At 39.5% G+C, this 23,425-nt stretch carries 22 protein-coding genes and 1 riboswitch; of the genes, 1 reads left to right on the top strand and 21 read right to left on the bottom strand.

The features are described from left to right. Positions 1-121: 121 nt before the first annotated feature. Positions 122-302: riboswitch (Lysine riboswitch) on the bottom strand. 54 nt (positions 303-356) lie between these two features. The 17 genes from yunB to ACXYMX_RS08715 form a co-directional block, all read right to left on the bottom strand. Further along, positions 357-1,139, bottom strand: a complete 783-nt coding sequence (gene yunB, locus ACXYMX_RS08795; RefSeq protein WP_459043876.1) for a sporulation protein YunB — start codon at positions 1,137-1,139, stop codon at positions 357-359. Positions 1,140-1,165: 26 nt separating this feature from the next. Beyond that, on the bottom strand, positions 1,166-2,557 hold the full coding sequence (locus ACXYMX_RS08790; RefSeq protein WP_459043875.1) for a bifunctional metallophosphatase/5'-nucleotidase: 1,392 nt from the start codon (positions 2,555-2,557) through the stop codon (positions 1,166-1,168). Between the two features lie 4 nt (positions 2,558-2,561). Next, a complete protein-coding gene (locus ACXYMX_RS08785; protein ID WP_459043874.1) occupies positions 2,562-3,386 on the bottom strand; it encodes a sulfite exporter TauE/SafE family protein in 825 nt (274 codons plus the stop codon). Further along, positions 3,386-4,249 (bottom strand): DUF72 domain-containing protein, encoded by an 864-nt coding sequence (locus ACXYMX_RS08780; protein WP_459043873.1) that lies wholly within the window; start codon positions 4,247-4,249, stop codon positions 3,386-3,388. Before ACXYMX_RS08780 ends, ACXYMX_RS08785 begins: the two co-directional genes overlap by 1 nt. A gap of 127 nt (positions 4,250-4,376) precedes the next feature. Next, positions 4,377-5,774 carry a Fe-S cluster assembly protein SufB gene (gene sufB / locus ACXYMX_RS08775; protein WP_459043872.1) on the bottom strand — a complete coding sequence of 466 codons (1,398 nt, stop codon included), beginning with the start codon at positions 5,772-5,774 and terminating at the stop codon, positions 4,377-4,379. A 20-nt stretch (positions 5,775-5,794) separates the two neighbouring features. Beyond that, a complete protein-coding gene (gene sufU / locus ACXYMX_RS08770) occupies positions 5,795-6,232 on the bottom strand; it encodes a Fe-S cluster assembly sulfur transfer protein SufU (protein ID WP_459043871.1) in 438 nt (145 codons plus the stop codon). Further along, positions 6,222-7,451: a cysteine desulfurase gene (locus tag ACXYMX_RS08765; protein WP_459043870.1), complete on the bottom strand. Its 1,230-nt coding sequence runs from the start codon at positions 7,449-7,451 to the stop codon at positions 6,222-6,224. Before ACXYMX_RS08765 ends, sufU begins: the two co-directional genes overlap by 11 nt. Then, complete coding sequence (gene sufD / locus ACXYMX_RS08760) at positions 7,451-8,758, bottom strand: Fe-S cluster assembly protein SufD (protein ID WP_459043869.1); 1,308 nt, start codon at positions 8,756-8,758, stop codon at positions 7,451-7,453. Before sufD ends, ACXYMX_RS08765 begins: the two co-directional genes overlap by 1 nt. An 18-nt stretch (positions 8,759-8,776) precedes the next feature. Next, positions 8,777-9,556 (bottom strand): Fe-S cluster assembly ATPase SufC, encoded by a 780-nt coding sequence (gene sufC, locus ACXYMX_RS08755; protein ID WP_459043868.1) that lies wholly within the window; start codon positions 9,554-9,556, stop codon positions 8,777-8,779. 286 nt (positions 9,557-9,842) lie between these two features. Further along, positions 9,843-10,142, bottom strand: coding sequence for a thioredoxin family protein (locus ACXYMX_RS08750; protein WP_459043867.1), 300 nt, complete (start codon positions 10,140-10,142; stop codon positions 9,843-9,845). Positions 10,143-10,153: 11 nt separating this feature from the next. Then, entirely contained in the window at positions 10,154-10,495 is a 342-nt protein-coding gene (locus tag ACXYMX_RS08745) for a toprim domain-containing protein (protein ID WP_459043866.1), read from the bottom strand. Between the two features lie 693 nt (positions 10,496-11,188). Next, positions 11,189-11,569, bottom strand: a complete 381-nt coding sequence (gene gcvH / locus ACXYMX_RS08740; RefSeq protein WP_459043865.1) for a glycine cleavage system protein GcvH — start codon at positions 11,567-11,569, stop codon at positions 11,189-11,191. A gap of 75 nt (positions 11,570-11,644) precedes the next feature. Beyond that, a complete protein-coding gene (locus ACXYMX_RS08735) occupies positions 11,645-12,004 on the bottom strand; it encodes an arsenate reductase family protein (RefSeq protein WP_459043864.1) in 360 nt (119 codons plus the stop codon). A gap of 81 nt (positions 12,005-12,085) precedes the next feature. Further along, positions 12,086-13,870 (bottom strand): acyl-CoA dehydrogenase family protein, encoded by a 1,785-nt coding sequence (locus ACXYMX_RS08730; protein ID WP_459043863.1) that lies wholly within the window; start codon positions 13,868-13,870, stop codon positions 12,086-12,088. A 54-nt stretch (positions 13,871-13,924) separates the two neighbouring features. Then, positions 13,925-15,097, bottom strand: coding sequence for an acetyl-CoA C-acetyltransferase (locus tag ACXYMX_RS08725; RefSeq protein ID WP_459043862.1), 1,173 nt, complete (start codon positions 15,095-15,097; stop codon positions 13,925-13,927). Positions 15,098-15,134: 37 nt separating this feature from the next. Continuing rightward, the gene (locus ACXYMX_RS08720) at positions 15,135-17,519 is read right to left on the bottom strand and encodes a 3-hydroxyacyl-CoA dehydrogenase/enoyl-CoA hydratase family protein (RefSeq protein WP_459043861.1); all 2,385 of its coding nucleotides are present in this window, start codon (positions 17,517-17,519) and stop codon (positions 15,135-15,137) included. A 213-nt stretch (positions 17,520-17,732) separates the two neighbouring features. Next, positions 17,733-18,650 carry a proline dehydrogenase family protein gene (locus tag ACXYMX_RS08715; RefSeq protein ID WP_459043889.1) on the bottom strand — a complete coding sequence of 306 codons (918 nt, stop codon included), beginning with the start codon at positions 18,648-18,650 and terminating at the stop codon, positions 17,733-17,735. 204 nt (positions 18,651-18,854) lie between these two features. Here ACXYMX_RS08715 and ACXYMX_RS08710 point away from each other — a divergent pair, with 204 nt between their 5' ends. Next, a complete protein-coding gene (locus ACXYMX_RS08710; RefSeq protein ID WP_459043860.1) occupies positions 18,855-19,382 on the top strand; it encodes a C39 family peptidase in 528 nt (175 codons plus the stop codon). A gap of 23 nt (positions 19,383-19,405) precedes the next feature. Here the strand turns inward: ACXYMX_RS08710 and ACXYMX_RS08705 are convergent, their stop codons facing one another. From ACXYMX_RS08705 to hutH, 4 genes are all read right to left on the bottom strand, one after another. Beyond that, positions 19,406-20,221, bottom strand: a complete 816-nt coding sequence (locus ACXYMX_RS08705) for an STAS domain-containing protein (RefSeq protein WP_459043859.1) — start codon at positions 20,219-20,221, stop codon at positions 19,406-19,408. 47 nt (positions 20,222-20,268) lie between these two features. Continuing rightward, positions 20,269-21,168 carry a 5'-3' exonuclease gene (locus tag ACXYMX_RS08700; protein WP_459043858.1) on the bottom strand — a complete coding sequence of 300 codons (900 nt, stop codon included), beginning with the start codon at positions 21,166-21,168 and terminating at the stop codon, positions 20,269-20,271. Positions 21,169-21,186: 18 nt separating this feature from the next. Continuing rightward, a complete protein-coding gene (locus tag ACXYMX_RS08695) occupies positions 21,187-21,699 on the bottom strand; it encodes a hypothetical protein (protein WP_459043857.1) in 513 nt (170 codons plus the stop codon). A gap of 91 nt (positions 21,700-21,790) precedes the next feature. Further along, positions 21,791-23,281 carry a histidine ammonia-lyase gene (hutH, locus tag ACXYMX_RS08690; RefSeq protein ID WP_459043856.1) on the bottom strand — a complete coding sequence of 497 codons (1,491 nt, stop codon included), beginning with the start codon at positions 23,279-23,281 and terminating at the stop codon, positions 21,791-21,793. Positions 23,282-23,425: the final 144 nt, after the last annotated feature.

Here is a 23,425-nt window from a genome sequence, read left to right as displayed (position 1 = left end):
TGAGGGGTGTCATACAAATAAAAAAACCAGCTCCTTTTACACTAAGTTTCGTGTAGTGGGAAGCTAGTTTCGTCTACATTTTGTCAGTTGGATAAAATAATAAATACTACTTATCAAACGTCTAACCTGTAGCTCATCATATGCCTATATAGACGTATGACAGTGCCATTCCTATTCGGAATAGCCCCAGTACAATGGCCTCGACAACTCCACAATACTTCGGCAATGCTCCCTTTTATACACGGTCTTCGGTGTCACCCTCGTGTGTATGACTGATAAGCAATGCAGCCTCTACTCAATCGATATTCTTATCTTTCTATCTTAACAAAACTTTGTTTCAGATTCAACTAGACCAATTATTCATTCGTTTTCGGAAGCTCGAACGGTACTTCAATTTGAGGTGCCATCGACTCTCCACCAGCGCTATAAATTGGAGGTACATCACCTTTGAACAGACCTGCTGCTATAGGTACTTTCGATTTCACAACGCTATTTTTAGTTGCAAGAGGAACAATAATTTGCACATTTACTTCAAGCAATACATTCACTTCAATAGAAGCATTATTTATCCCGAATTCCTTTATAGTCGTTTCTGGCGTAGCTTGAACTTCTCCAATCACATGAAAGCGGATGGGTATTTTAGGTCCTAAGTTTCCAAGTAAGGGTATGCCCATCGCCTGACTTAGAGGTATTAAAAAGATAATACCCCCTTGGTCTTCCATTGCCTGCGCATCATACTCAATTTCACTAGAAGAAGGTAATGAATCAAATTCAGCTGTTCCAGCCTGATCAAGATGTTGTTGTACAAGAATTTGAATTTCTGCTAATACACGATTTATTATTTCAGTGTTAAACTTTGTCCCGACTACGCCACCAGACTCGCTTGGCGGTATATTTACAATAATATCATTTACATCTAGAACATTTGCTACTCTGGAATTAATGGCACTACTAATGACCTGTGAAGCAATTTTTTGCGTCTGCCTTTCAGCAAAGTCAATATAAATTGGTGCAAGTCTTGCATTAATAAAGTATAAAAAGAAGACAATCGAAAAAAATATCGCCGGTAACAAGAGAGGTACTATCCTTCGCTTTCGCCGTCGCCTAGGTTTACGTCTAACTTGCCCTTGAAATTTCAAAACGACTCCTCCTAGCTTAGTATATGCTAGGAATGAGTCGTTGATTCTTTGTAATATTTACATCCATAATAAGCCACTACATCTCTTATTAATTCAGGCATAAAGTATTCTTTTTCCGCATGTTTTAATGAAGGGAAGAAGAAACCAAATGTAAACATATCCAAGGTTGCGAGTTTGTATTTTTCTCCAACTACCACTTTTTTATTTCCAACAAATAGTTCCCCGTGTCGATTTCGATATAACCGTTCATAGATCATCGCGCCCATTAGTGCCCCTCGAAAACCCAACCCTTTAATATGAATCGTAGGCCATTCCTTATTAAGCGATAACTCGTATATGTCCATCAACTCCGCACCATCAAGCTCAATCACACACGGATTAATTGGGTGTGGAAGTAATCCATGTAAATCTTTCTTTGTCACCCAACCTTTTTTTAGTCCCGTTAGAAATATTCCTGAATTAAATAAAGCACAGTCTGCTCCAGTATATTCTAAAAGTGCCCGACCAAAAAAGGATGACAGTGGCCCCTCCGAAAACAAACTTTGAGGCATCGTTGATGGATTAAAAAACACCCTTTCCTCGAGCGCTTTATTACCAACAGCCATTAGATTATTAACCTGCTCAATATCTTCTTCTGCAACAGGTAATGACTCTGAAGGATAAAGCACTGCACTACGGTGTACTATTTCTTTATCCTCAACATTGAACTCTACTGTTACATGCCCAGTGAATGCACCGAACTTTCCTGTCGCTGCTAATAAGGTCTTATCAATAAGCTTCCCTTCATGGAATAAATGATGGGTATGCGCCCCAAAAATAACATCAATCTCATTACATTCAGCTGCAAGAAGCTCGTCTTCAGGTTGCCCCATATGTGAAAGACAAACGATAAGATCCGTCTTATCAATCAAAATCTCTGCAATTTTCTTCAACTCTGTTCGCGGCGGAGTTATTTTCCATCCTAGTTTCGAATAAAAGTCCGTGTATAATGCCGTCGCTCCAATTACTCCAATTCTTGTTCCCTTTTCCGTGACAAAAATTGTGGAAGACACTGCCCAATTCGGACGGCTTCGATCCTTTTCAAATAAATTGCAAAGTATCACTTCAAATTCGGCATTCTCATATAAAGAAGCAAGCATTTCTTTGGATAATGTAATTCCTTCATTATTTCCAATCGTCACTGCGTCATAACCGGATTCATTCAGAAGCTGTACATTCCCCTTGCCGATTGTACCTTCTGTAAAGGGATGAGATCGGTCTACAAAATCTCCGATGTCAAATAGATAACAAGCTTCTTCATCGGCTTTATGCTTTGCTTGGCGTGTTTTAAGTAACCGGCTAATTTGTGGCCAGTTTTCAAAGTGACTATGAAGATCATTTGTATGATAAAAGTGGATTCTGTCTATTTCTTCTTTCATCTTTTCACCCCATTAAGCCATCTACAATCGAGCGTACACCTAGTAGTAAAAGAATAATTCTTAACGCTACAACCAATGTTTCTGACTTTATTTTCTGGTTAAGTCTTGCACCAAGCTTAGCGCCAATATAAGCAGCTGGAATAACTGGTATTGTATAGAGCCAAGGCACATTACCTAAGGAAATATGTGTGATTGAATTGACAATTGCTGATAAAAACACCATTAACATAGACGTTCCAACTGCAACATGTGGTGGAAATAGAAATAGCAAAATCATCGCAGGTACAATAATCGAGCCTCCACCTATACCGAATAATCCGGATGCAAAACCAATTCCAAACGTCAATAGGAATGCGAACCAAATAGGATAACCAAATGTATAGGATTCACCCATTTTATCTGTAAATGTAATCGGCTTCCCATGATTGACAAACCAGGTAACAGGCTTTAAATACTTTCGAACAAGAAGTAATATGGATAACACGATAAGTAAAATACCAAAATATAAATTAAATGAGGGCAAATCAAGTCCTTTATTTACAAAGGCCCCTAATAATGTACCTGGTATACTACCAATAAAAAAAATAACAGCACTTCTATAGTCTATTGTTTTCGCTCTCATATATGTCAATGTTGATCCTAATCCAACAAAAATCATCATAATTACAGACAGGCCAACTACACTTTGTGGTGTGATTCCTTCAATTAATCCAAGTGTAACCCCAATAAATAGCGTTGCAGGTACAAGAATAACTCCACCACCTAGACCAACAAGCGCTCCTATAACTCCAGACAAAAGACCAATGATACCTAGTAGTATAAATTCCATTACCATTCTCCCTCAAAAAAGTCGAGCTGTTTCGCAGCTAAACGATCGTAGTTGATATTTAATAATTTTTGAAAACGTTTCGCATTTAGGGCTGCATCTTTACCTGAGTTATTATTGAAAACAACAAATACCTCTTCTGTTTCGGCCGCTAATTGGTTTACTACACTTTTTATTTCCTCTAATTCTTGATCATTATACTTATAAAGATAGCGGACTTTCCGCCACGCCTCACTGTCCCCAGTTAAATTGCGCCATCCATGTACATTTCTGCCGTGTAACCTCACCAACACCTTGTCTGTGCGTGTAGAAATGGGCACAAGCGGAATACTGCCGTCACCTGCTTGCGGCTCGTCACAGACCGAGTGAATCAGATTTTCTTCTTTTAAAAATTGAATTGTTTTCTTTTTATATTCTCTTGAATACCACGACTGATGTCTAAATTCGATTGCTATCTCAAATCCCTTTAATTTCTGAATAACATACCGAATTTCATCAACATTTTCTTTTGTACAATCAAACCAAGGTGGAAATTGTACAAGAATCATAGCTAATTTGCCAGAGTCTACAAGTGGTTTCAGTGATACTCTATAGAGATCGTACATTTCATCCTTAGATGTAAAAGGTAACTCTCCGCGATGATGTCCCGTAATTCCTTGATAGGCTTTTACAATGAACCGGAAAGTATCTGGTGTCTCTGCGATCCATTTCCGCATATTTCTTTCTGGTTGAATCGCATAAAATGTAGAGTCCAACTCAACGACAGGAAAATGCGAACTGTAATCTAATAGTTTTTCATTTACTTTGGAAGAGGCATGATAAATATCTGGATGATCTCCCCAACCCGTAAGTCCAATTTGAATCATCCTACTCCCCCTCTTCTAGAAGAACATGTTATTTATACTAACATATGTCCGAAAACTATTCGACTTCCTCTACTTCTTTTGAAACGACAAAAACCGACCACTTGGGTCGGTTTTTTGCTTGTAAGAATTATCCGATAGAACCTTCCATCTCAAACTTGATAAGACGGTTCATTTCTACTGCATATTCCATTGGTAGTTCTTTCGTGAATGGCTCGATGAATCCAAGAACAATCATTTCGATTGCTTCTAGCTCAGGAACACCACGGCTCATCAAGTAGAAGAGCTGTTCTTCTGAAACTTTAGAAACACTTGCTTCGTGCTCAAGTGAAATGTTGTCGTTTAGAATTTCGTTGTAAGGAATTGTATCTGAAGTTGAAATGTTATCCATTAGCAATGCATCACACTCAACTCTAGAACTTGCACCGTCTGCATTACGTCCAAAATGAACGATTCCACGGTACGTTCCTTTACCACCGTTTTGAGAAATTGATTTTGAAACAATTGTTGAAGACGTATTTGGTGCTAAGTGCATCATTTTCGCACCTGCATCTTGGTGTTGTCCTTTTCCAGCAATTGCAATTGATAATGTCATACCACGTGCGTATTCACCGCGAAGTAAAATCGCTGGGTATTTCATTGTCAATTTCGAACCAATATTCCCATCAATCCATTCCATTGTTCCGTGCGCATCAACAACTGCACGCTTCGTAACAAGATTATACACGTTATTTGCCCAGTTTTGGATTGTTGTATAACGGCAATACGCATTTTCTTTAACGATAATTTCTACAACCGCACTGTGTAGTGAGTTTGTTGTGAAAACAGGAGCAGTACAACCTTCAACATAGTGAACACTTGCACCTTCATCAACGATGATCAGTGTACGCTCAAATTGTCCCATATTTTCCGAGTTAATTCGGAAATAAGCTTGAAGTGGAGAATCTACTTTAACACCTGGTGGTACATAGATAAATGATCCACCCGACCAAACTGCAGAGTTTAACGCTGCAAACTTGTTGTCTGTGTTAGGAATAACTGTACCCCAGTACTTCTTGAATAGTTCTTCGTCTTCTTTAAGAGCTGAATCTGTATCTTTAAAGATGATTCCAATATCAGTAAGTTCCTGTTTCATGTTGTGGTAAACAACTTCAGACTCATACTGTGCTGAAACACCCGCAAGATATTTTTGTTCTGCTTCAGGAATTCCAAGTTTGTCAAACGTACGCTTGATTTCCTCTGGAACTTCATCCCATGAACGCTCTGTTCCTTCAGATGCTTTTACGTAATACGTAATTTCATCGAAGTTTAACGAATTCAGGTCGCCTCCCCATTGTGGTGTAGGCATGCTGTAGAACAACTCCAACGACTTTAGACGGTAATCTAACATCCATTGTGGTTCATCTTTCATTGATGAAATCTCTTCAACGATTTCACGCGTTAACCCACGTTCTGAACGGAAAACAGAGACATCTCCATCATTAAAGCCATATTCATATTCGCCCATTTCAGGCAGTTTTTTAGCCATTAAAATTCCTCCTTATAGAGTTATTCGGAATCTTTTCCGACTCCTTGCTCCATCGCCTTCCAAGCAAGTGTTGCACACTTAATCCGGGCAGGAAATTTAGCTACGCCAGAGAGCGCTTCAATATCCCCAAGTTCGATGGAGTCGTCATATTCTTTACTAAGCATAATATTCGAAATTGTTTCAGAAAGGTTAAGTGCTTCTTCGACTGTTTTTCCAATAATCAACTGCGTCATCATGGATGCAGATGCCATGGAAATTGAACAACCTTCACCTTCAAATTTCGCATTTTGAACTGTGTCATCTACAACTTGCATTGTTAAATGAATCACGTCGCCGCACGTCGGATTGTTCATGTCGACGGTGACACTACTTTCTTCAAGCACACCTTTATTCTTCGGTGATTTATAATGGTCCATGATAACCGTTCGATATAGTTGGTCAAGATTTCTAGTTGACATCGTTGAAATACTCCTTTGCAATGTGGAGTCCGTCCACGAGGCGATCAACGTCTTCTTCTGTATTGTAAATATAGAAGCTAGCGCGAGCTGTGGCCGACACATCCAACCACTTCATCAGAGGTTGGGCACAGTGGTGTCCCGCTCGAACTGCAATTCCATGCATATCAAGCACTGTTGCAAGGTCATGCGGGTGGACGTCGTTTAAATTAAACGTGACGAGCCCGGCACGTTTTTCTGGATCTAGTGGCCCATAAATCGTAAGGCCTTCCACTTCCGACATCCGCTTTAATGCGTATGCAGCAAGTTCATGTTCATGTCGCTCTATATTATCAAGTCCGATTTCTTCAAGATAATCGATTGCAGCACCAAGGCCGATTGCTCCGGCGATAATCGGTGTACCACCTTCAAATTTCCAAGGAAGCTCTTTCCAAGTCGACTCTTGCAAGCCAACAAAGTCAATCATCTCTCCACCAAACTCAACTGGTTCCATCTTGTTAAGTAGACTTTTCTTTCCGTAAAGCACGCCAATCCCTGTAGGGGCAGCCATCTTATGACCAGAAAATGCATAAAAGTCACAGTTTAAATCTTGTACATCTACCTTCATATGCGGTGCAGCTTGAGCTCCATCCACGACCATGACGGCACCGTTCGCATGCGCTATTTCAGTTATTTCCTTGATTGGATTCATTGTTCCAAGTACGTTAGATACGTGCATGATCGAAACAATTTTGGTACGTTCCGTTACGGTTTCCCGCACTTTTTCAAGTGACAACGTTCCGTCTTCTTCAAGGTCAACATACTTTAGTACAGCGCCTTTATCTTTAGCCAATTGCTGCCACGGAATAATATTCGAGTGATGCTCCATGTAAGTGATCACAATTTCATCACCTTCATTGATATTTGCTCTTCCGTAACTATCAGCAACCATATTTAGCGCAGTTGTTGTACCGCGCGTAAATATGATTTCTTCCCGAGATTTTGCATTGATGAAGTTGCGCACTTTATCGCGTGCGCCTTCATATCCTTCCGTTGCCCTGTTCCCCAATGTATGAACACCGCGGTGAACGTTTGAATTATCGTTTGAATAATAGTTATTAATCGCATCGATAACTTGTTGTGGCTTTTGGGAAGTAGCTGCGCTATCAAGATATACGAGTGGATGCTCATTAATATCTTGATTTAGAATTGGAAAATGGTTGCGTATGTCTTTGTTAAGCATTAGCGCACTTTCCTTTCAATAACCTCCGTCAACAGCTTCTTGACACCTTCGACTTTTAATTCAGAGACGACTGGTGCAAGGAATCCGTGAATGATCAGGCGTTCTGCTTCTTCTTTGGAAATTCCACGGCTCATTATATAGAACATTTCAAGTGGATCAACGCGACCAACTGAAGCTGCGTGTCCTGCTGTTACTTCATCTTCTTTAATGAGTAAAACTGGGTTTGCATCTGCACGTGCACGTCTACTTAAAATTAGCATACGTGACTCTTGCTCAGCATTTGACCCTGTTGCTCCTGTTACAATTTGTCCGATACCATTAAAGATTACAGTTGCTTCATCTTTAACGACAGCATGTTTCAAAATCATCCCATTCGTATTTTTTCCGAAGCTGATGATTTTAGTTGTAAAGTTTTGACGCTGTTTTCCACGTCCAACTACTACTGTCTTCATATCAGAATGAGAACCATCGCCCACTAAATGGGTAATGTTTTCAGCAATTGTATTGCTGTCGTTCATAAGTCCGAGCGCCCAGTTCAATTGGCTATCTCGTCCTGTAACTCCACGACGGCTAACGAAAGTTGTAAATCCAGTTGGAAGTACATCTACAGCGCCGTATGTTACTTGCGCATTATCGCCTGTGAATACTTCAGAAACAATGTTTGCTTGCCCTTTTGCTTCTGAAACAGTTGACATGTAGTTTTCGATATATGTTAGTGAACTGTTTGCTTCTGCAACAATAATCACATGGTTAAAGATAGATGCTTCTACATTGTCATGTAGGAATAGTGCTTGAATCGGATCTTCTACAACGACATTTTTAGGAACATAAACAAATACGCCACCGTTCATATAGGCTGCGTTTAAAGCAGTTAATTTATGTTCGTTAACTTTAACGCCATCTGTCATATAATATTTTTTCACGAGATCCGCATGTTCGCGTGTCGCAGTGAAGATATCAGTTAAAATAACTCCTTTTGCTTTCAAGTCATCCGACAATGAAAGATATGCAGGAGTATTATTGTGTTGAATGTATAGACTTCCTTCATTGTTGGCGTCAAATAAAACACGCGCCTCTTCTGGAAGTTCGTCTAATGATGCGTAAACGGAACTTTCTACCGCATGGATAGGAAACTCTGTAAAGTTCCAACGATCAATTCTTGTTTTATCTGGTTTCGGCATAGGAAGTTGTTCCACTTTAGCCAACGCGTCTAAACGGAAATCCGTCATCCACGAAGCTTCATTCATCTTCTCAGAAAAGGAACGGACATCCTGTTCGGTTAATGCCAATTTTGTTTCAACCGTCATTTTGAATTGTCCCCTTTCTTATGCTTCTTGCTCTGCAGTTTCTGCTTCAATACCTAGTTCATCATGAATCCAATCATAACCTTGAGCTTCAAGTTTATGAGCTAATTCTGCGCCACCTGATTGTACAACTTTACCTTGAATCATAACGTGTACGTGGTCTGGAGTAATGTAATCAAGTAGACGTTGGTAATGCGTGATAATTAAGCAACCAAAGCCTTCTCCGCGCATTTCATTAATTCCTTTAGCTACAACTTTTAGAGCATCTATATCTAGACCTGAGTCGATTTCATCAAGTACTGCAAATTTAGGTTGCAACATCATCAGTTGAAGAATTTCGTTTCGCTTCTTCTCTCCGCCTGAGAAACCTTCGTTTAGGTAACGTGTTGCCATGTCTTCATGCATTTCAAGTGTTGCCATTTTTGCATCAAGGTCACGGATGAAGCCCATTAATGGAACTTCATTGCCTTCTCCACGTTTAGCGTTAATTGCTGAACGTAAGAAGTCCGCATTTGTAACGCCTGTAACTTCACTTGGGTATTGCATTGCAAGGAAGAGACCTGCTTTTGCACGCTCATCTACTTCCATTTCAAGTACATCTTCACCATCAAGTGTAATTGTACCAGCAGTTACTTCATATCTTGGATGTCCCATAATCGCTTGCGCGAGAGTAGATTTCCCAGTACCGTTTGGACCCATAATTGCATGGATTTCATTTGTATTAATCGTCAAATCGACGCCTTTTAATATTTCTTTGCCTTCAATTTCAACATGAAGACCTTTGATTTCCAAAGTAGCCATTCCATTACCTCCAATATGTTAAATACGAATGGATATCCATTCTTTATTTAGTATCATTCTAATCTTAACTCAAAAAGCACTGCCTTGCAAATCATTGAGCGCTACTGACATTCAACCGCTCAGCCTAAATCGAAGACTAGTTTTAGTATTACTAGAGTCGTAAGCTATTTTTCAATTATCTAAGGTTCATTGAGAATTTAACGAATGCAAAAAGTCGATACTCAATGTACCGACTTTACTTTACCCATTCTACTTTTATCAACGCCTGAATAACCAGATAATTATGTCAGTTAACTTTTTCTAGTAAAACTGGAACGGATTTAAACGCATAAATCTTATCTGAAATTTTTCCGTTTCTTGAAATGAGTAAACAGGGAACACTTTCAATTTCATAGTCAACTGCTATATCTTGGACGTAATTTAAATCTGCTTTCCCCATTGGAATATTCGGTTTCATGACCGAGATGACTTCCATCATTTTTGAGGCAACAGCACACGTACCGCATATCGGAGTATATAAATAATAGACTACACAGTCCGACTCTTGCTTAGCCGCGTCCCACTGTTCTCTTGACCATTTCTCCATTTTAACCATCCTTACATTAAAAAATCTGTACGAACCTTAAATTTTGCTTTACTTAGAATTTCAGTCAGTACTTTGTACGGTGTTGTTTCAACTTCTTTGAATACTTTTTCTGTATATAAATGAACCGCTAAAGGATACTCCCTTTTAAATAAAGCACGTAGTTTCTCCCCAGATTCATCGGCGTCCATAAATACATAAATCTCCCAACCATCATAAGGTACAAGTAGCTCTTCAAGTTCGTATGAGCTGATTGTACCGTTTGTGCAAATGATTTTTAGTGGTTCTGCAAGTATACGCTGGATTCGTTTTCTATCTGAAGAACCTTCAACGATTAACAACTTTTCTTCCTGCACAAGGATTCCTCCCTAGCTTGATGTAATCGATCAATGAATAACCGCTAACGGGACAAGAATAGGCTTTCGCCGTTGAATGACGGTTTCGGTTGAAGGATGTCCGCTCTTTTCGGACGAATGTCCGGGCTAACCGGAAAGATGTACGCGCAATCTCGCGGGATGTACGGGCAATCCTAGGATGTACGGGCTTTTCGGATGAATGTCCGGGCTAACCGGGAAAATGTCCGCGCAATCTCGCGGAATGTACGGGCAATCGTAGGATGTACGCTCTTTTCAGGCGATTGTCCGGGCTAACCGGCAAAATGTACGCGCAATCTCGCGGAATGTAAGGGCAATCGTAGGATGTACGCGCTTTTCGGACGAATGTCCGCGCTAACCGGGAAGATGTCCGCGCAATCTCGCGGGATGTACGGGCAATCCTAGGATGTACGCTCTTTTCAGACGAATGTCCGCGCTATTCGGAAAGATGTACGCGCAATCTCGCGGAATGTACGGGCAATCGTAGGATGTACGCTCTTTTCAGACGATTGTCCGGGCTAACCGGAAAGATGTACGGGCAATCCTAGGATGTACGCTCTTTTCAGGCGATTGTCCGGGCTAGCCGGAAAGATGTCCGCTCATTCTCTCAGAATGTCCGCGCAATCGAATTTATAAAAAAGAGCCCCGTACATGATACCGGCGCTCTACTACATATCACTCAGCTGTTAACTTATCATATGCTTCTGCAGTCATAAGTTTGTCTAGCTCTGATGCGTCTGAAGGTTCAACAACGATCATCCATGCTTGCTCATATGGGGATTCATTAACGAACTCCGGGCTATCGTCTAGCTCTTCATTCACTTCAACTACTTTTCCACTAATAGGAGCATACAATTCCGAAACTGTTTTAACAGATTCAACACTTCCAAAAGGTTCGTTTGCTTGAATTTCATCGCCAACTTCTGGCAACTCTACAAACACAATATCCCCCAGTTCAGATTGTGCGAAATGCGTAATTCCGATACGGTATTTACCGTCTTCATCCTTTACCCATTCGTGTTCTTCGGAGTACTTAAATTCTTTTGGTGTGATCATTTAATAATACCTCCAACATTTATATTTATACCTTATAAGTTTGACATAAATAGTAGTAAAAAACAAGATGAGCGATCAGTTTTTCCACACTTCTTCAAACGTTTCTTCTTTGAAACCTACAGTTGCTTTTCCTTGTCCAAAAACGATGGGTCTTTTAATGAGCATTCCATTTGATGCAAGCAATTTTATTTTTTCATCATCGGCCATTGTAGGCAATTTATCTTTTAATTGTAGCTCACGGTACTGCTTACCACTGACATTGAAAAACTTCTTTAATTCTAAACCAGAAGCTACAACCATTTCACGCAACACTTCTTCAGATGGTGGGTTTTCAGCAATGTTTACATTTTCAAATTCATGACCATTTAATTCCAACCATTTTTCTGCTTTTTTACAAGTACTGCATTTCGGGTACCCGTAATATGTAATTTTCATCTTCACATACCTCCATTTTCTTTAGTATATCAAAAATCACCTGAACATCATAAAGATGTCCAGGTGAACTTACTCACTTATTTAAACGATGTATTTTTCTGCTTCGATAAGTTTAACTGAAGCTTCGCGTTTTTTAGCTATAATATTATACGGTGTTGAACGAGTCAATTTACGTAACGCAGAAATCATCATGCGTTGATTGTCTCCGTCAGTTGCTGCAAAAAGTGTTTCTTTTGCATCTTTTTCAATATCCTCAAATGCTTCTTGACAGAAGATTTCAGTATAAAGAATCATTTGTTTAGCTTTTTCTTCTCCACTGCGTGCAATGGCTTTTTCAACACGAAGGAGCGCTGATTCCATTGCAAATACATTGTTTGCGATATCAGCAATATTTGATAGAACTTCTTGTTCTTCCTCCAAAGCCATTCCGTAACGTTGTGCTGCAAGTCCCGCCACTAACAAACCAATTTTCTTAGCATTTTTCACAAGGACTTTTTCCTGTGCTAGTGCATCATCACTAATTTCTTCAGGCATCATCATAAGTAGCTCTTCTTGAAGTTTTTGAGCTTCTTGGAGAAGTGGTAATTCACCCTTCATTGCTTTTCTCATGAATGTTCCAGGTACGAGTAAACGGTTGATTTCATTCGTTCCTTCAAAAATACGGTTAATACGTGAATCTCGGTAAATTCTTTCTACTTCGTATTCCGCCATGAAACCGTATCCACCATGAAGTTGAACGGCTTCATCAGCGATATAATCAAGAACTTCAGATCCAACGACTTTGTTAATTGAACATTCAATTGCATATTCCGCGATTGAAGCCGCTACAGCTTTTCCGTCCTTTTGCTCTTCTTCGCTCATCGCACTATTTCGTTCTTCAAAATAACCAACTGTGCGATAAATCAAACTTTCAGCAGCATAGAGTTTTGATGCCATTGTAGATAGTTTTTCTTTCGTCAAATTAAATGATGAAATTGATTTTTTAAACTGGTGACGCTCATTTGTATACGTAATTGCAAGCTCTAGTGCACGTTTAGCTCCACCCATAGTGCCTACACCTAACTTATAGCGTCCGATGTTTAGTATATTAAATGCAATTATATGTCCACGGCCGATTTCACCGAGTAAGTTTTCAACAGGAACTTGTGCATCCTGAAGAATTAGCGTACGAGTTGAAGATGATTTAATACCCATCTTTTTCTCCTCAGCACCTACTGAAACGCCTGGGAAGTCTTTCTCTACAATAAACGCTGTAAATTTATCGCCGTCAATTTTTGCGTAAACAATGAATATTCCTGCAAATGCTGAGTTTGTGATCCACTGTTTTTCACCGTTTAATACGTAGTGCGTTCCTTCAGCATTTAGTTTCGCCGATGTTTTCGCGCCTAATGCATCCGACCCTGAACCTGGTTCAGTTAGTGCATAAGCAGAGATTGTGTCACCCGTTACTGAATTTGGTAAGTACTTTTGTTTCTGTTCTTCATTACCGAAAAGAACAATTGGTAATGTACCGATTCCTACATGTGCACCATGTGTAATCGAGAAACCGCCTGCTACAGATAATTTCTCAGAAATAAGTGCCGAAGATATTTTGTCTAATCCAAGACCACCATATTCTTCAGGTACATCTGCTCCTAGTAGACCTAAATCACCTGCAGATTTAATTAGTTTTACCGAATGTTCAAACTCGTGATTCTCCAACTTTTCAATAAGTGGCGTCACTTCATTTTTAACATAGTCTTCAGTAGTTTTTGCAATCATTTTTTGCTCGTCAGAAAAGTCCTCTGGTGTAAAAATACGGTCAGCTTCAATATCTTCGATTAAGAACGCGCCGCCTTTAATAAATTCCTGTGTTGTTTCAGTCATTATTTTTCCTCCTAATGATGTTCTCTACTTCAATTCTTCGTTTTGATAGTTTTTTTAGAGCATTTCAAAAACGCCCGCCGCACCCATTCCTCCGCCGATACACATTGTTACGACGCCGAACTGCTTGCCTTGACGTTTCAATTCATTCATCATGCGGATTGTTAAGATAGAACCTGTTGCTCCAAGCGGATGGCCAAGTGCAATTGCTCCGCCGTTGACGTTTACTTTTTCCATATCCAGACCTAAATGACGGGATACTTGGAGTGATTGGGATGCAAATGCTTCATTTAACTCCCAAAGATCAATGTCTTCGATAGAAAGTCCTGCTAGTTTAAGTGCTTTTGGAACAGCGACAATTGGTCCAATCCCCATTATTTCTGGTGGCACTCCGCCGACAGCAAATGAACGGAATTTAGCAATTGGTTTTAAACCTTGTGCTTCTGCAACTTCGCGGTCCATTACGAGTAATGCTCCCGATCCATCTGAAGTTTGTGATGAATTGCCCGCGGTAACAGATCCTGTCACTGAAAATGCTGGACGTAATTTCGCAAGAACTTCTTGCGTTGTGCCATGACGAACGCCTTCATCCATCGAAAATGTAAAATTCTTTTCAGCATATTTACCTTCATCATTCACATAGCGTTGCGTAATTTCAACGGGTACGATTTCTTCGTCAAATTTACCAGCCGCGATTGCTGCCGCAGCTCTTTCATGAGATCGGACTGCAAACGCATCCTGATCTTCACGGCTCACACCGTACTTTATTGCAACTTGCTCAGCCGTATGTCCCATTCCCATATAGTATTGGGGTGCTGTTTCAGCCAAATGTGCATTGGGGCGAATTGTATTCCCCATCATTGGAACCATACTCATCGATTCGACGCCGCCCGCTATAATCGCCTGGGAATGCCCAAGCATTATACGTTCCGCTGCATAGGCAATGGATTGAAGTCCTGATGAACAAAAACGGTTCACTGTAATTGCCGGTGTTGTATCCGGAAGTCCTGCAAGTGCACCTATATTTCGTGCTACGTTCATACCTTGTTCAGCTTCAGGCATTGCACAGCCCATTATTAAATCATCAATTGGCCCATCATAACCTGCACGTGCCAAAGTTTCCTTGACTGCAAGTGCCCCTAAGTCATCGGGACGAACGGATACAAGTGATCCTCGACCTGATCTGCCTACCGGCGTTCGAGCACCGGCAACGATTACTGCTTCACGCATTCGTCTTCCTCCTCAATAAAACTTCTTTATATTGTATTTAGTTACGAAGTGGTTTTCCGTTAATAAGCATATGTTGCATACGTTGTTGTGATTTCGGTTCAGCTACTAAGCTAAGGAAAGCTTCGCGTTCAAGATCTAACATATATTGTTCATCTACAAACGTTCCGTAAGGTACTTTTCCACCCGCTAGAACAAATGCAAGTTTTTTCGCAATCTTTAAGTCGTGTTCACTGATGAAACCTGATAAAAACATTCCTTCAGCACCCAATAACATTGTTGCGTATCCAGATTCACCTGTTACTGGGATTTTTTCACGTTTAGGTGCTTGATACCCTTTTTCAAAAAGTCCAAGTGCCGCCTGCTTCGCATCATAAATTAAGTGGTCCGCGTTAACACTTACACCGTCTGCGAAATTTAAGAAGTTATTTTCTCGCGCTTCTTCCCCTGAAGTAGAAACCTTTGCCATTGCAATCGTTTCAAAAACTTTATTTGCGATGAACTGATAATCTGTATGAACATTATTCGGCAAGCCTTTTAAATGCTTCGCATACAGATTGACGTTTCCGCCTCCTCCAGGAATAAGACCGACACCCGCTTCTACAAGACCCATATAGGTTTCTGCTGAGGCTTGAATATGTGCTGCTGGTAAGCAGACTTCTGCTCCACCACCGAGAGTCATTGCAAATGGTGCAGCAACAACTGGCTTTGTCGAATACTTAATTTTCATCATTGCATTTTGGAATGTGCGGATGACAAAGTCCAGTTCAAAAATATTGTCATCTTGTGCTTCCATTAGAATCAAACCTAGATTTGCTCCAACACAGAAGTTGCGTCCCTGGTTACCAATGACAAGTCCTTTGTAGTTCTTCTCTACTTCATCCACAGCGAAGTTAATCATTTGCAAAATGTCGAGTCCAATTGCATTGGATTGTGAGTGGAACTCAAGTAATGCAATTCCATCCCCAAGATCAATTAAGCTAGCGCCGGTATTCTTTTTGATAACGCCGTTCTGTTTTTTATGTCGTTTTAAATCAATAACCTTTTCATTTACAGGAACGGGCTTGTAATCGTCTCCGTCAAAGAAATACAAATCACCATTCTCTTCTTTATAAAACGTTTCAAAGCCTTTATCCAACAACTTTTCCGCAAATGCTGGTATTTTCAAACCGTCTTCTTTCATCTTCTCACAGGATTTAGCGACGCCGATTGCATCCCATATTTCAAATGGACCTTGTTGCCAACCGAAGCCCCATTTCATCCCATTGTCAATTGCAACAATATCGTCTGCAATTTCACCATGTAACTCTGCTGAGTAGCAAAGCGTCGGAGCTAATACATTCCACAAGATTTCACCCGTGCGGTCCTTCGCATAAACAAGTGTTTTCACTTTATTTGCTAAACCTTTTTGTTGCTTGGCCATTTCAATTGAAGGCGTTTTCAATTTTCCAGCTTCACGGTATTCGAATGTCTCCGGATCTAGTTCAAGAATATTTTTTCCTTCTTTTAAGTAGAAGCCTTGTTTCGATTTCGCACCAAGCCATCCATTTTCAAGCATCTTATGCAAAAAAGCAGGCGGGTCAAATACTTTTTGTTCTTCACCTTCTGTTTGGTCATAAACATTTTTCGATACATGCATAAATGTATCTAATCCAACTACATCAAGCGTACGGAATGTTGCAGATTTTGGGCGCCCTATGAGTGTTCCTGTTACGGAATCTACTTCTCCGATTGAATAACCACGTTGCTCCATCTCACGAAGCGTAACTAGAAGACCATACGTACCTATACGATTCGCGATAAAGTTCGGCGTGTCCTTTGCGATTACCACACCTTTTCCTAAAACATCTTCCCCAAAATGAGTCATGAACTCAATAACTTCTGGAGTTGTCGTACTAGCGGGAATGATTTCAAGCAACTTTAAATAACGTGGTGGGTTGAAAAAGTGTGTGCCCAAGAAATGTTTCTGAAAATCATCTGAACGTCCCTCTGCCATTGCTTCGATACTAATTCCAGATGTATTAGAACTAATAATTGAACCATCTTTTCGAACCTCATCTATTTTCTCATATAAACCTTTTTTAACTTCGAGGTTTTCTACAACCACTTCAATAATCCAATCTACTTCACTTAATTTATCAAGATCATCATCAAGGTTCCCTACTTCAATGAGGGATAGATTACTCTTTGACGTTAATGGTGCAGGTTTTTGCTTCAATAGTTTTTGTAAAGCTCCAGATGCAAATTTGTTTCTTATTTGTGAATCTTCAAGCGATAGCCCCTTAGCTTCTTCTGCTTCTGTTAACTTACTCGGTACAATATCCATAAGAATAACTGGAATTCCAATGTTCGCAAGATGTGCTGCGATTCCTGAACCCATAACTCCTGAACCTAACACTGCTGCTTTTTTAATTTGATAAGTCACGTGTAAAGCCTCCCTTTTTTCTTGAATGAACCGTCATTCACTTTTTGGGCAAAAAAAATAGAAACAATTTCTATATATCTTCAGTGTAAATCATAGACTCCTATTTCGCAATATATATATCTATTAATTAAAAAAATCAGAAACTTCTTTCACCTTAAAGTCATCACTAACCATGCGCAAATTTAGGTGGTCCAACGTGTAGACCACCTTCAGTTACTTCTTAAAAATTCCTTTAGCTACAAATGCCACGTTTGCTGGACGCTCTGCTAAACGACGCATAAAATAACCATACCAATCGTTGCCATAAGGAACATAGACACGCATTTTATATCCCTCAGTAACGAGTTGACGTTGTAATTCTTCACGAATACCAAACAACATCTGGAATTCAAATTGAGTATTGCGTATACCATGTTCTTTGACAAGCTCTTTCGTGTAGTTAATAATTGCTTCGTCATGCGTTGCAACTGCTGTATAGTTCCCATTTAGCAAGTGCATTTTAATAATCTTCTTCAGGTTTTCATCAACATCTTGCTTGTTCAAGTAAGCAACCTCAGAAGATTCTTTATAAGCACCTTTAACAAGACGCAAATTAGGTGAATATGCATTAAGATCCGCTATATCTTTTTCCGTCCGATATAGATAAGACTGTATAACTGTCCCAACATTATCGTATTCCTTTTTTAATGTTTTGAATATTTCAATCGTCTTTCCACATCGAGCATAGTCTTCCATATCGATTGTAACAAATACTTCTTCTTCTCGAGCTGCATCAAGGATTCTTCGCATATTAGCCATGACGACTTCATCTGAAATATCCAGTCCCATAGAGGTCATTTTAAGAGACAGCTGGGAGTTTAAACCTTCTCTACCAATTGTACGGATCGCTTCTATCGAATTATCAGCCATAAAGTTAGCCTCTTCTTCGTTATCTACAAATTCGCCTAGAAAATCGATGGTCACAACAAGACCTTCATTATTAAGTTTCTTAATTGCATCTACAGCATTTTCAATGTTTTCACCTGCTACAAATCGTCCGGCTCCAAACTGAAGACCAAATTTTTTAGCAGCTTTCGTAGCTGATTTATTTTTCGATAGAAATAAAAAGAAATCACGCATTGTTTTCTCAATCATATCAGCAAAAGCCTCCCCAATAGTTCATAAACTCTATCTCTATACGTTAACACTTTCAATTAGATAATAATTCACACGTTCAGTCAAGACATTTTTCTATCCTGCTTAGTCAGTTCATTGTAAACTAACAATACAACTTAACGTTATTTTGGCAAGACCAATAAATCTGCACTGAATTCATTTTGAAAGGTCGGTTCTTGAATGTCTATACTAACGAATGTACATGGAAAGTCGCAATACGATTCTGATATTGACGAACGACTCCAATCATCCGCGTGTGGCCCTGTTACGGCTTTTGTTTTATTGAATCATTTATTCCCAGACGCCATTCCATTTGATGTAAATGAATTGTATCGCAAACTTAAAAGCACACGTGTCGGCCTGTTCAAATGGCGTTTCATTCGTAATCTAAGAAAGCTCCTACCACAAAATTGGACGATTGCAGAATGCGATTGGCAAGAGATGAAAAGACAAATTGACGAAGGTAGACCGGTAGCAGCAAAGTTCGATAAATGGTTTAGTTTCCAATGGCGAGGTAGTTTTGCTTTTGACTACCACTGGGTTCCTGTTATTGGCTATGAACTAGTTGAAGATGATTTAATACTCGTTGTTCACGATAATGGTTCAAAAAATAGAAATAGTAGTATTCGCAAAGTATCTTACAAACAAAATCAATCAATACTATCCTTCATTAAAATAGAAAATGACAAATCGAACAGTATCCTTTAATTAATTAAAAGGTGCTGTTTTTTTCATCTATTATAAGCAAGAGCTTGCTTGAGTGTTGCAAAGCTTTTTACCCTTCCAAATGTGAGTCCTAAATTTACAAGTGTCTGAGCGATTGTCGGTGAAATACCACTTACAATTGCTTCAATTCCCAGTAAAGTGAGCGTATCAAATAAATTGTATAACTGCTGTACGATATATGTGTCCGTAGTATTTAATCCTGACAAGTCAATAATTAGTGTTTCTAATTGTAATTCTGAACATCCTCTTAATACCTGTTCTTGCAAGATTCCCGCTCGCTCGTAATCAATAGTTCCGACAATTGGTAGTATTGCCGTTTGATCAGTTATCAAGACGATTGGTAAAACTAGCTCTCTTGCCAAGGATTGCGATACACGAAGTCGTTCTTTTTCGTACTGAACAACAGGGATGCTTAAAAAATAGATTAAATTATTAAGTGAACGGTCGAGAATCCCAACGAAATCAAACATTTCTTCCCCACTAAGATTTAGTTCTAGCATATCACTCTTAATTAATTCTCCAATATATTCTCTGTAATAGGAGACCTCCCGAAGAGTCATATCCAACGTGATAATATCATGCTTTGCTAGTTGTGAGCCAACCTCTTCGCCCCATTCCTTTAATGCTATAAGGCGTTCATCCTCGCTCATTACAAATGTTCGCCCTAACAATTCAATCCAATTTTTACGCACTTGAAACAACTCTCGCTCAATGTCACGTTGAATTGGATAATTTTCAATTTGAATTTCAGTAATGGATGTAGCAAATCGTTCAGCATTTTCTACAATTTTTAGACTTAGATGTTGAATTCGTCCTAGCATTTGCATCCTACCTCCCAGTCATAATTAAGTATTCTTTCGTTTAATTACTAGACAGATGAAGAGTTAAAAAGGGAATCTGCTTGTTTAACAACCATTGTATACCCTTCTCTTTCAATCAATTCCTTCATTGTTTCATCGTAAACGGGAATTTCTAAATCTTTAAGTAACGTATTCATTCCGATATCACAATGGATTTGTGCGAGCTTCTTTGATAGCAAAAGCATGTCCATATCTTCTTCAATTCGTTTCTTTCTAGACGGTGTCAATTCATCAAGTGATTCAATGACCCCTTCAACTGACCCGTACTTTTTGATAAGAGTCAATGCGGTTTTCGGTCCAATCCCTTTAACCCCAGGATACCCATCACTTGAATCACCAGTGAACGCTTTCTTATCCACGAATTGTGCCGGTGTAATTCCGTACTCTTCGATAAATCTCTCATATGTATAAATATCATAAACACTAAATCCTTTTTTCATGAATGCAATTCGAACGCCTGGCCTGAGCAATTGAAGTAAATCCTTATCTCCTGTGACGATTGTTATTTCAGCTTTTCCGTCCCACTCCGTTACCATCGAACCGATTAAATCGTCTGCTTCCATGCCGACGATGCCATAGTTTTTCCAACCAATTTGCTCTGATAATTCACGTGTCATATCAAACTGAGGAAGGAGTTCTGGTGCTGGTTCCGGACGATTCGCCTTGTATCCATCATACAAATCATTGCGAAATGTATGCGCACCCATATCCCAACAAACTGCTAGATGAGTCGGTTTAAAGATAGAAGTAGCGGTCATAGTATGGCGGGCAAAACCTTGTACCGCATTCGTTGGAACTCCTTTGTCATTTGGAAAGTAGTGACCCATTGCTGATGTTGCGAAAAACGAACGGAATAATAGTGCCATACCGTCCACTAGTAATAGATGTGGCTTTTTTTCTTCATTCATAAATAATTAACCCCTTTTCTATACAAGAATCATCGGTATGAATAGTATACCAATAATTAAGATTAATACGGATGTATTTGCAGAAGTTCGTATTATTCCTCTGCTCGTCTTAATTTTACCGTACCGAATAATAATCGACAAAATGAAAAAATAATAAACGACCAGAAAATAAACGATGCTCAGATCTAACATCCAAAATAACGATTCGTTAATGTCAGATAAAATAGTGATGAATAGAAGGACTGCCACAAAGAATGATATGAGTAGAACAGCGCCCATAATTGCAGGCATAACTTTCCAAACCTTATGTACAAAAAGTGGCTTCTCTTTCCTTTCCTGTACTAGAAGTATAAATGCAGTTCCCCAAATAATTAAAAGCACCGTGAAAAATAGTATGAGGACACTCGGTTCAATCCACCTATCTACGAATATCAAAACGATTGATAGTCTTTCACTGTATATATTCTTCAACAAGACAAGCATACTAAACACAAAAACAGTTACCAATTGATAGATTGTCCATTTTGACAAATCCTCAACTCCTTTTATATCTGTTACGTTATAGAAATTATTTAGTTTCAAAAATTAAAAGCCAAAACCTTTGGAGGTTTTGGCTTTTTGATTAATAAGTGATACGGTTCTTTAAGAATTGCGCAATGTCTTCGATGTCCGGCGAGAATATGCGATCCTTTTCAATCGGTTGTACGACTTTATTAAGTTCATCGAATAACACTTTAGTTTTCGGTGCCATTAGCTCGCTACCTCGAATATGACACCCCGTCATTGCGCAAAGTGCTTCGATTGCTACTACTCGTCTTGCATTTGAAATAATTTGATAGGCATGTCTTGAACCAATTGTCCCCATCGATACGTGGTCTTCTTGATTGCCTGAAGACGGAATGGAATCTACAGAAGCTGGGTGTGCAAGTGTTTTGTTTTCAGAAACAAGACTTGCTGCAGCGTATTGTAAAATCATTGCTCCAGACTGCAATCCAGGTTCTGGACTCAAGAATGGCGGTAGTCCTTCATTAAGTTGTGGATTTACAAGTCGTTCAATTCGTCGTTCAGATATATTAGCTAGTTCTGCCATTGCAACTTTCAAGAAATCCATCGCAAATGCAATCGGTTGTCCATGAAAATTCCCGCCAGAGAAGACTGTCTCTCCTTCGTCGAAAATTAAAGGATTATCCGTCGCTGCGTTCATTTCAATTTCCAACTTTTCTTTCACGTATTCAAGAACCTGCCAACTTGCACCGTGAACTTGTGGAATACAGCGAATTGAATAGGCATCTTGTACACGTTTTTCACCTTGAACAGTTGTAAGTTGACTCCCCTCTAATATATCTAACATTCTAATGGCAACATCAATTTGTTCAGGATACCCTCGAGCTTCATGAATCGCTGGGTGGAACGCATCTGTAATTCCAAAGAGGGCCTCCATTGTCATTGCTGCAATTCTTTCACTGTCATAGGCAAGTGATTCCGCCTCAATATAATTGATGACGCCTTGTGCAGTCATTGCCTGTGTTCCATTGATAAGAGCTAGTCCCTCTTTCGCCTCCAAAACGACAGGTTGCATCTTGTGTTCATTCCAAACGTCTGACGCAGGAATTGAGTGTCCATCTTTCCAAACAAAACCTTCGCCAATTAGTACGAGCGCGAGATGGGATAGTGGCGCTAAATCGCCTGATGCCCCTAGTGATCCCTGCTGAGGAATAACGGGATGAATATGATTGTTAACCATATATGCAAAGCGCTCCAACACTTCTGATCGGATTCCTGAAAATCCTTTTAATAATGCATTCAATCTTAAGACTACCATTGCACGAGAAACCATTTCTGAAAACGGTTCGCCAATTCCACATGAGTGTGAACGAATTAGATGGAGTTGAAGGGCCTTTGTATCTTCCTCTTCAATTTTCACATCGCTAAATTTACCAAATCCAGTATTTATACCGTAAACCGTTCGATCCTCTCGAACAATTCGTTCAACCGCTTCTCTACTTTTATTCACACGTTCTAAAGCCTCGTTGTCTAAAACTACCTTTGACCCGTTATATAAAATATCCTTCATTTGGCTTAAAGTTAGTTTTGAACCCGTTAATGTAATCATGAAATACACCCTTTCAAGGTTAATTATCTTAATCTTACATGAATAATCAGATAAGAAAATAGATAATAGGAAAGTATGTTCCATGCTAACAAGGTAGTGTTTTAGCGTGCTAAAGCACTACTTTTAATATATCGGTAGTAAACT

The sequence above is a fragment of the Sporosarcina sp. CAU 1771 genome, from assembly GCF_054482775.1.
This window is presented reverse-complemented; position numbering and strand designations above follow the sequence as displayed.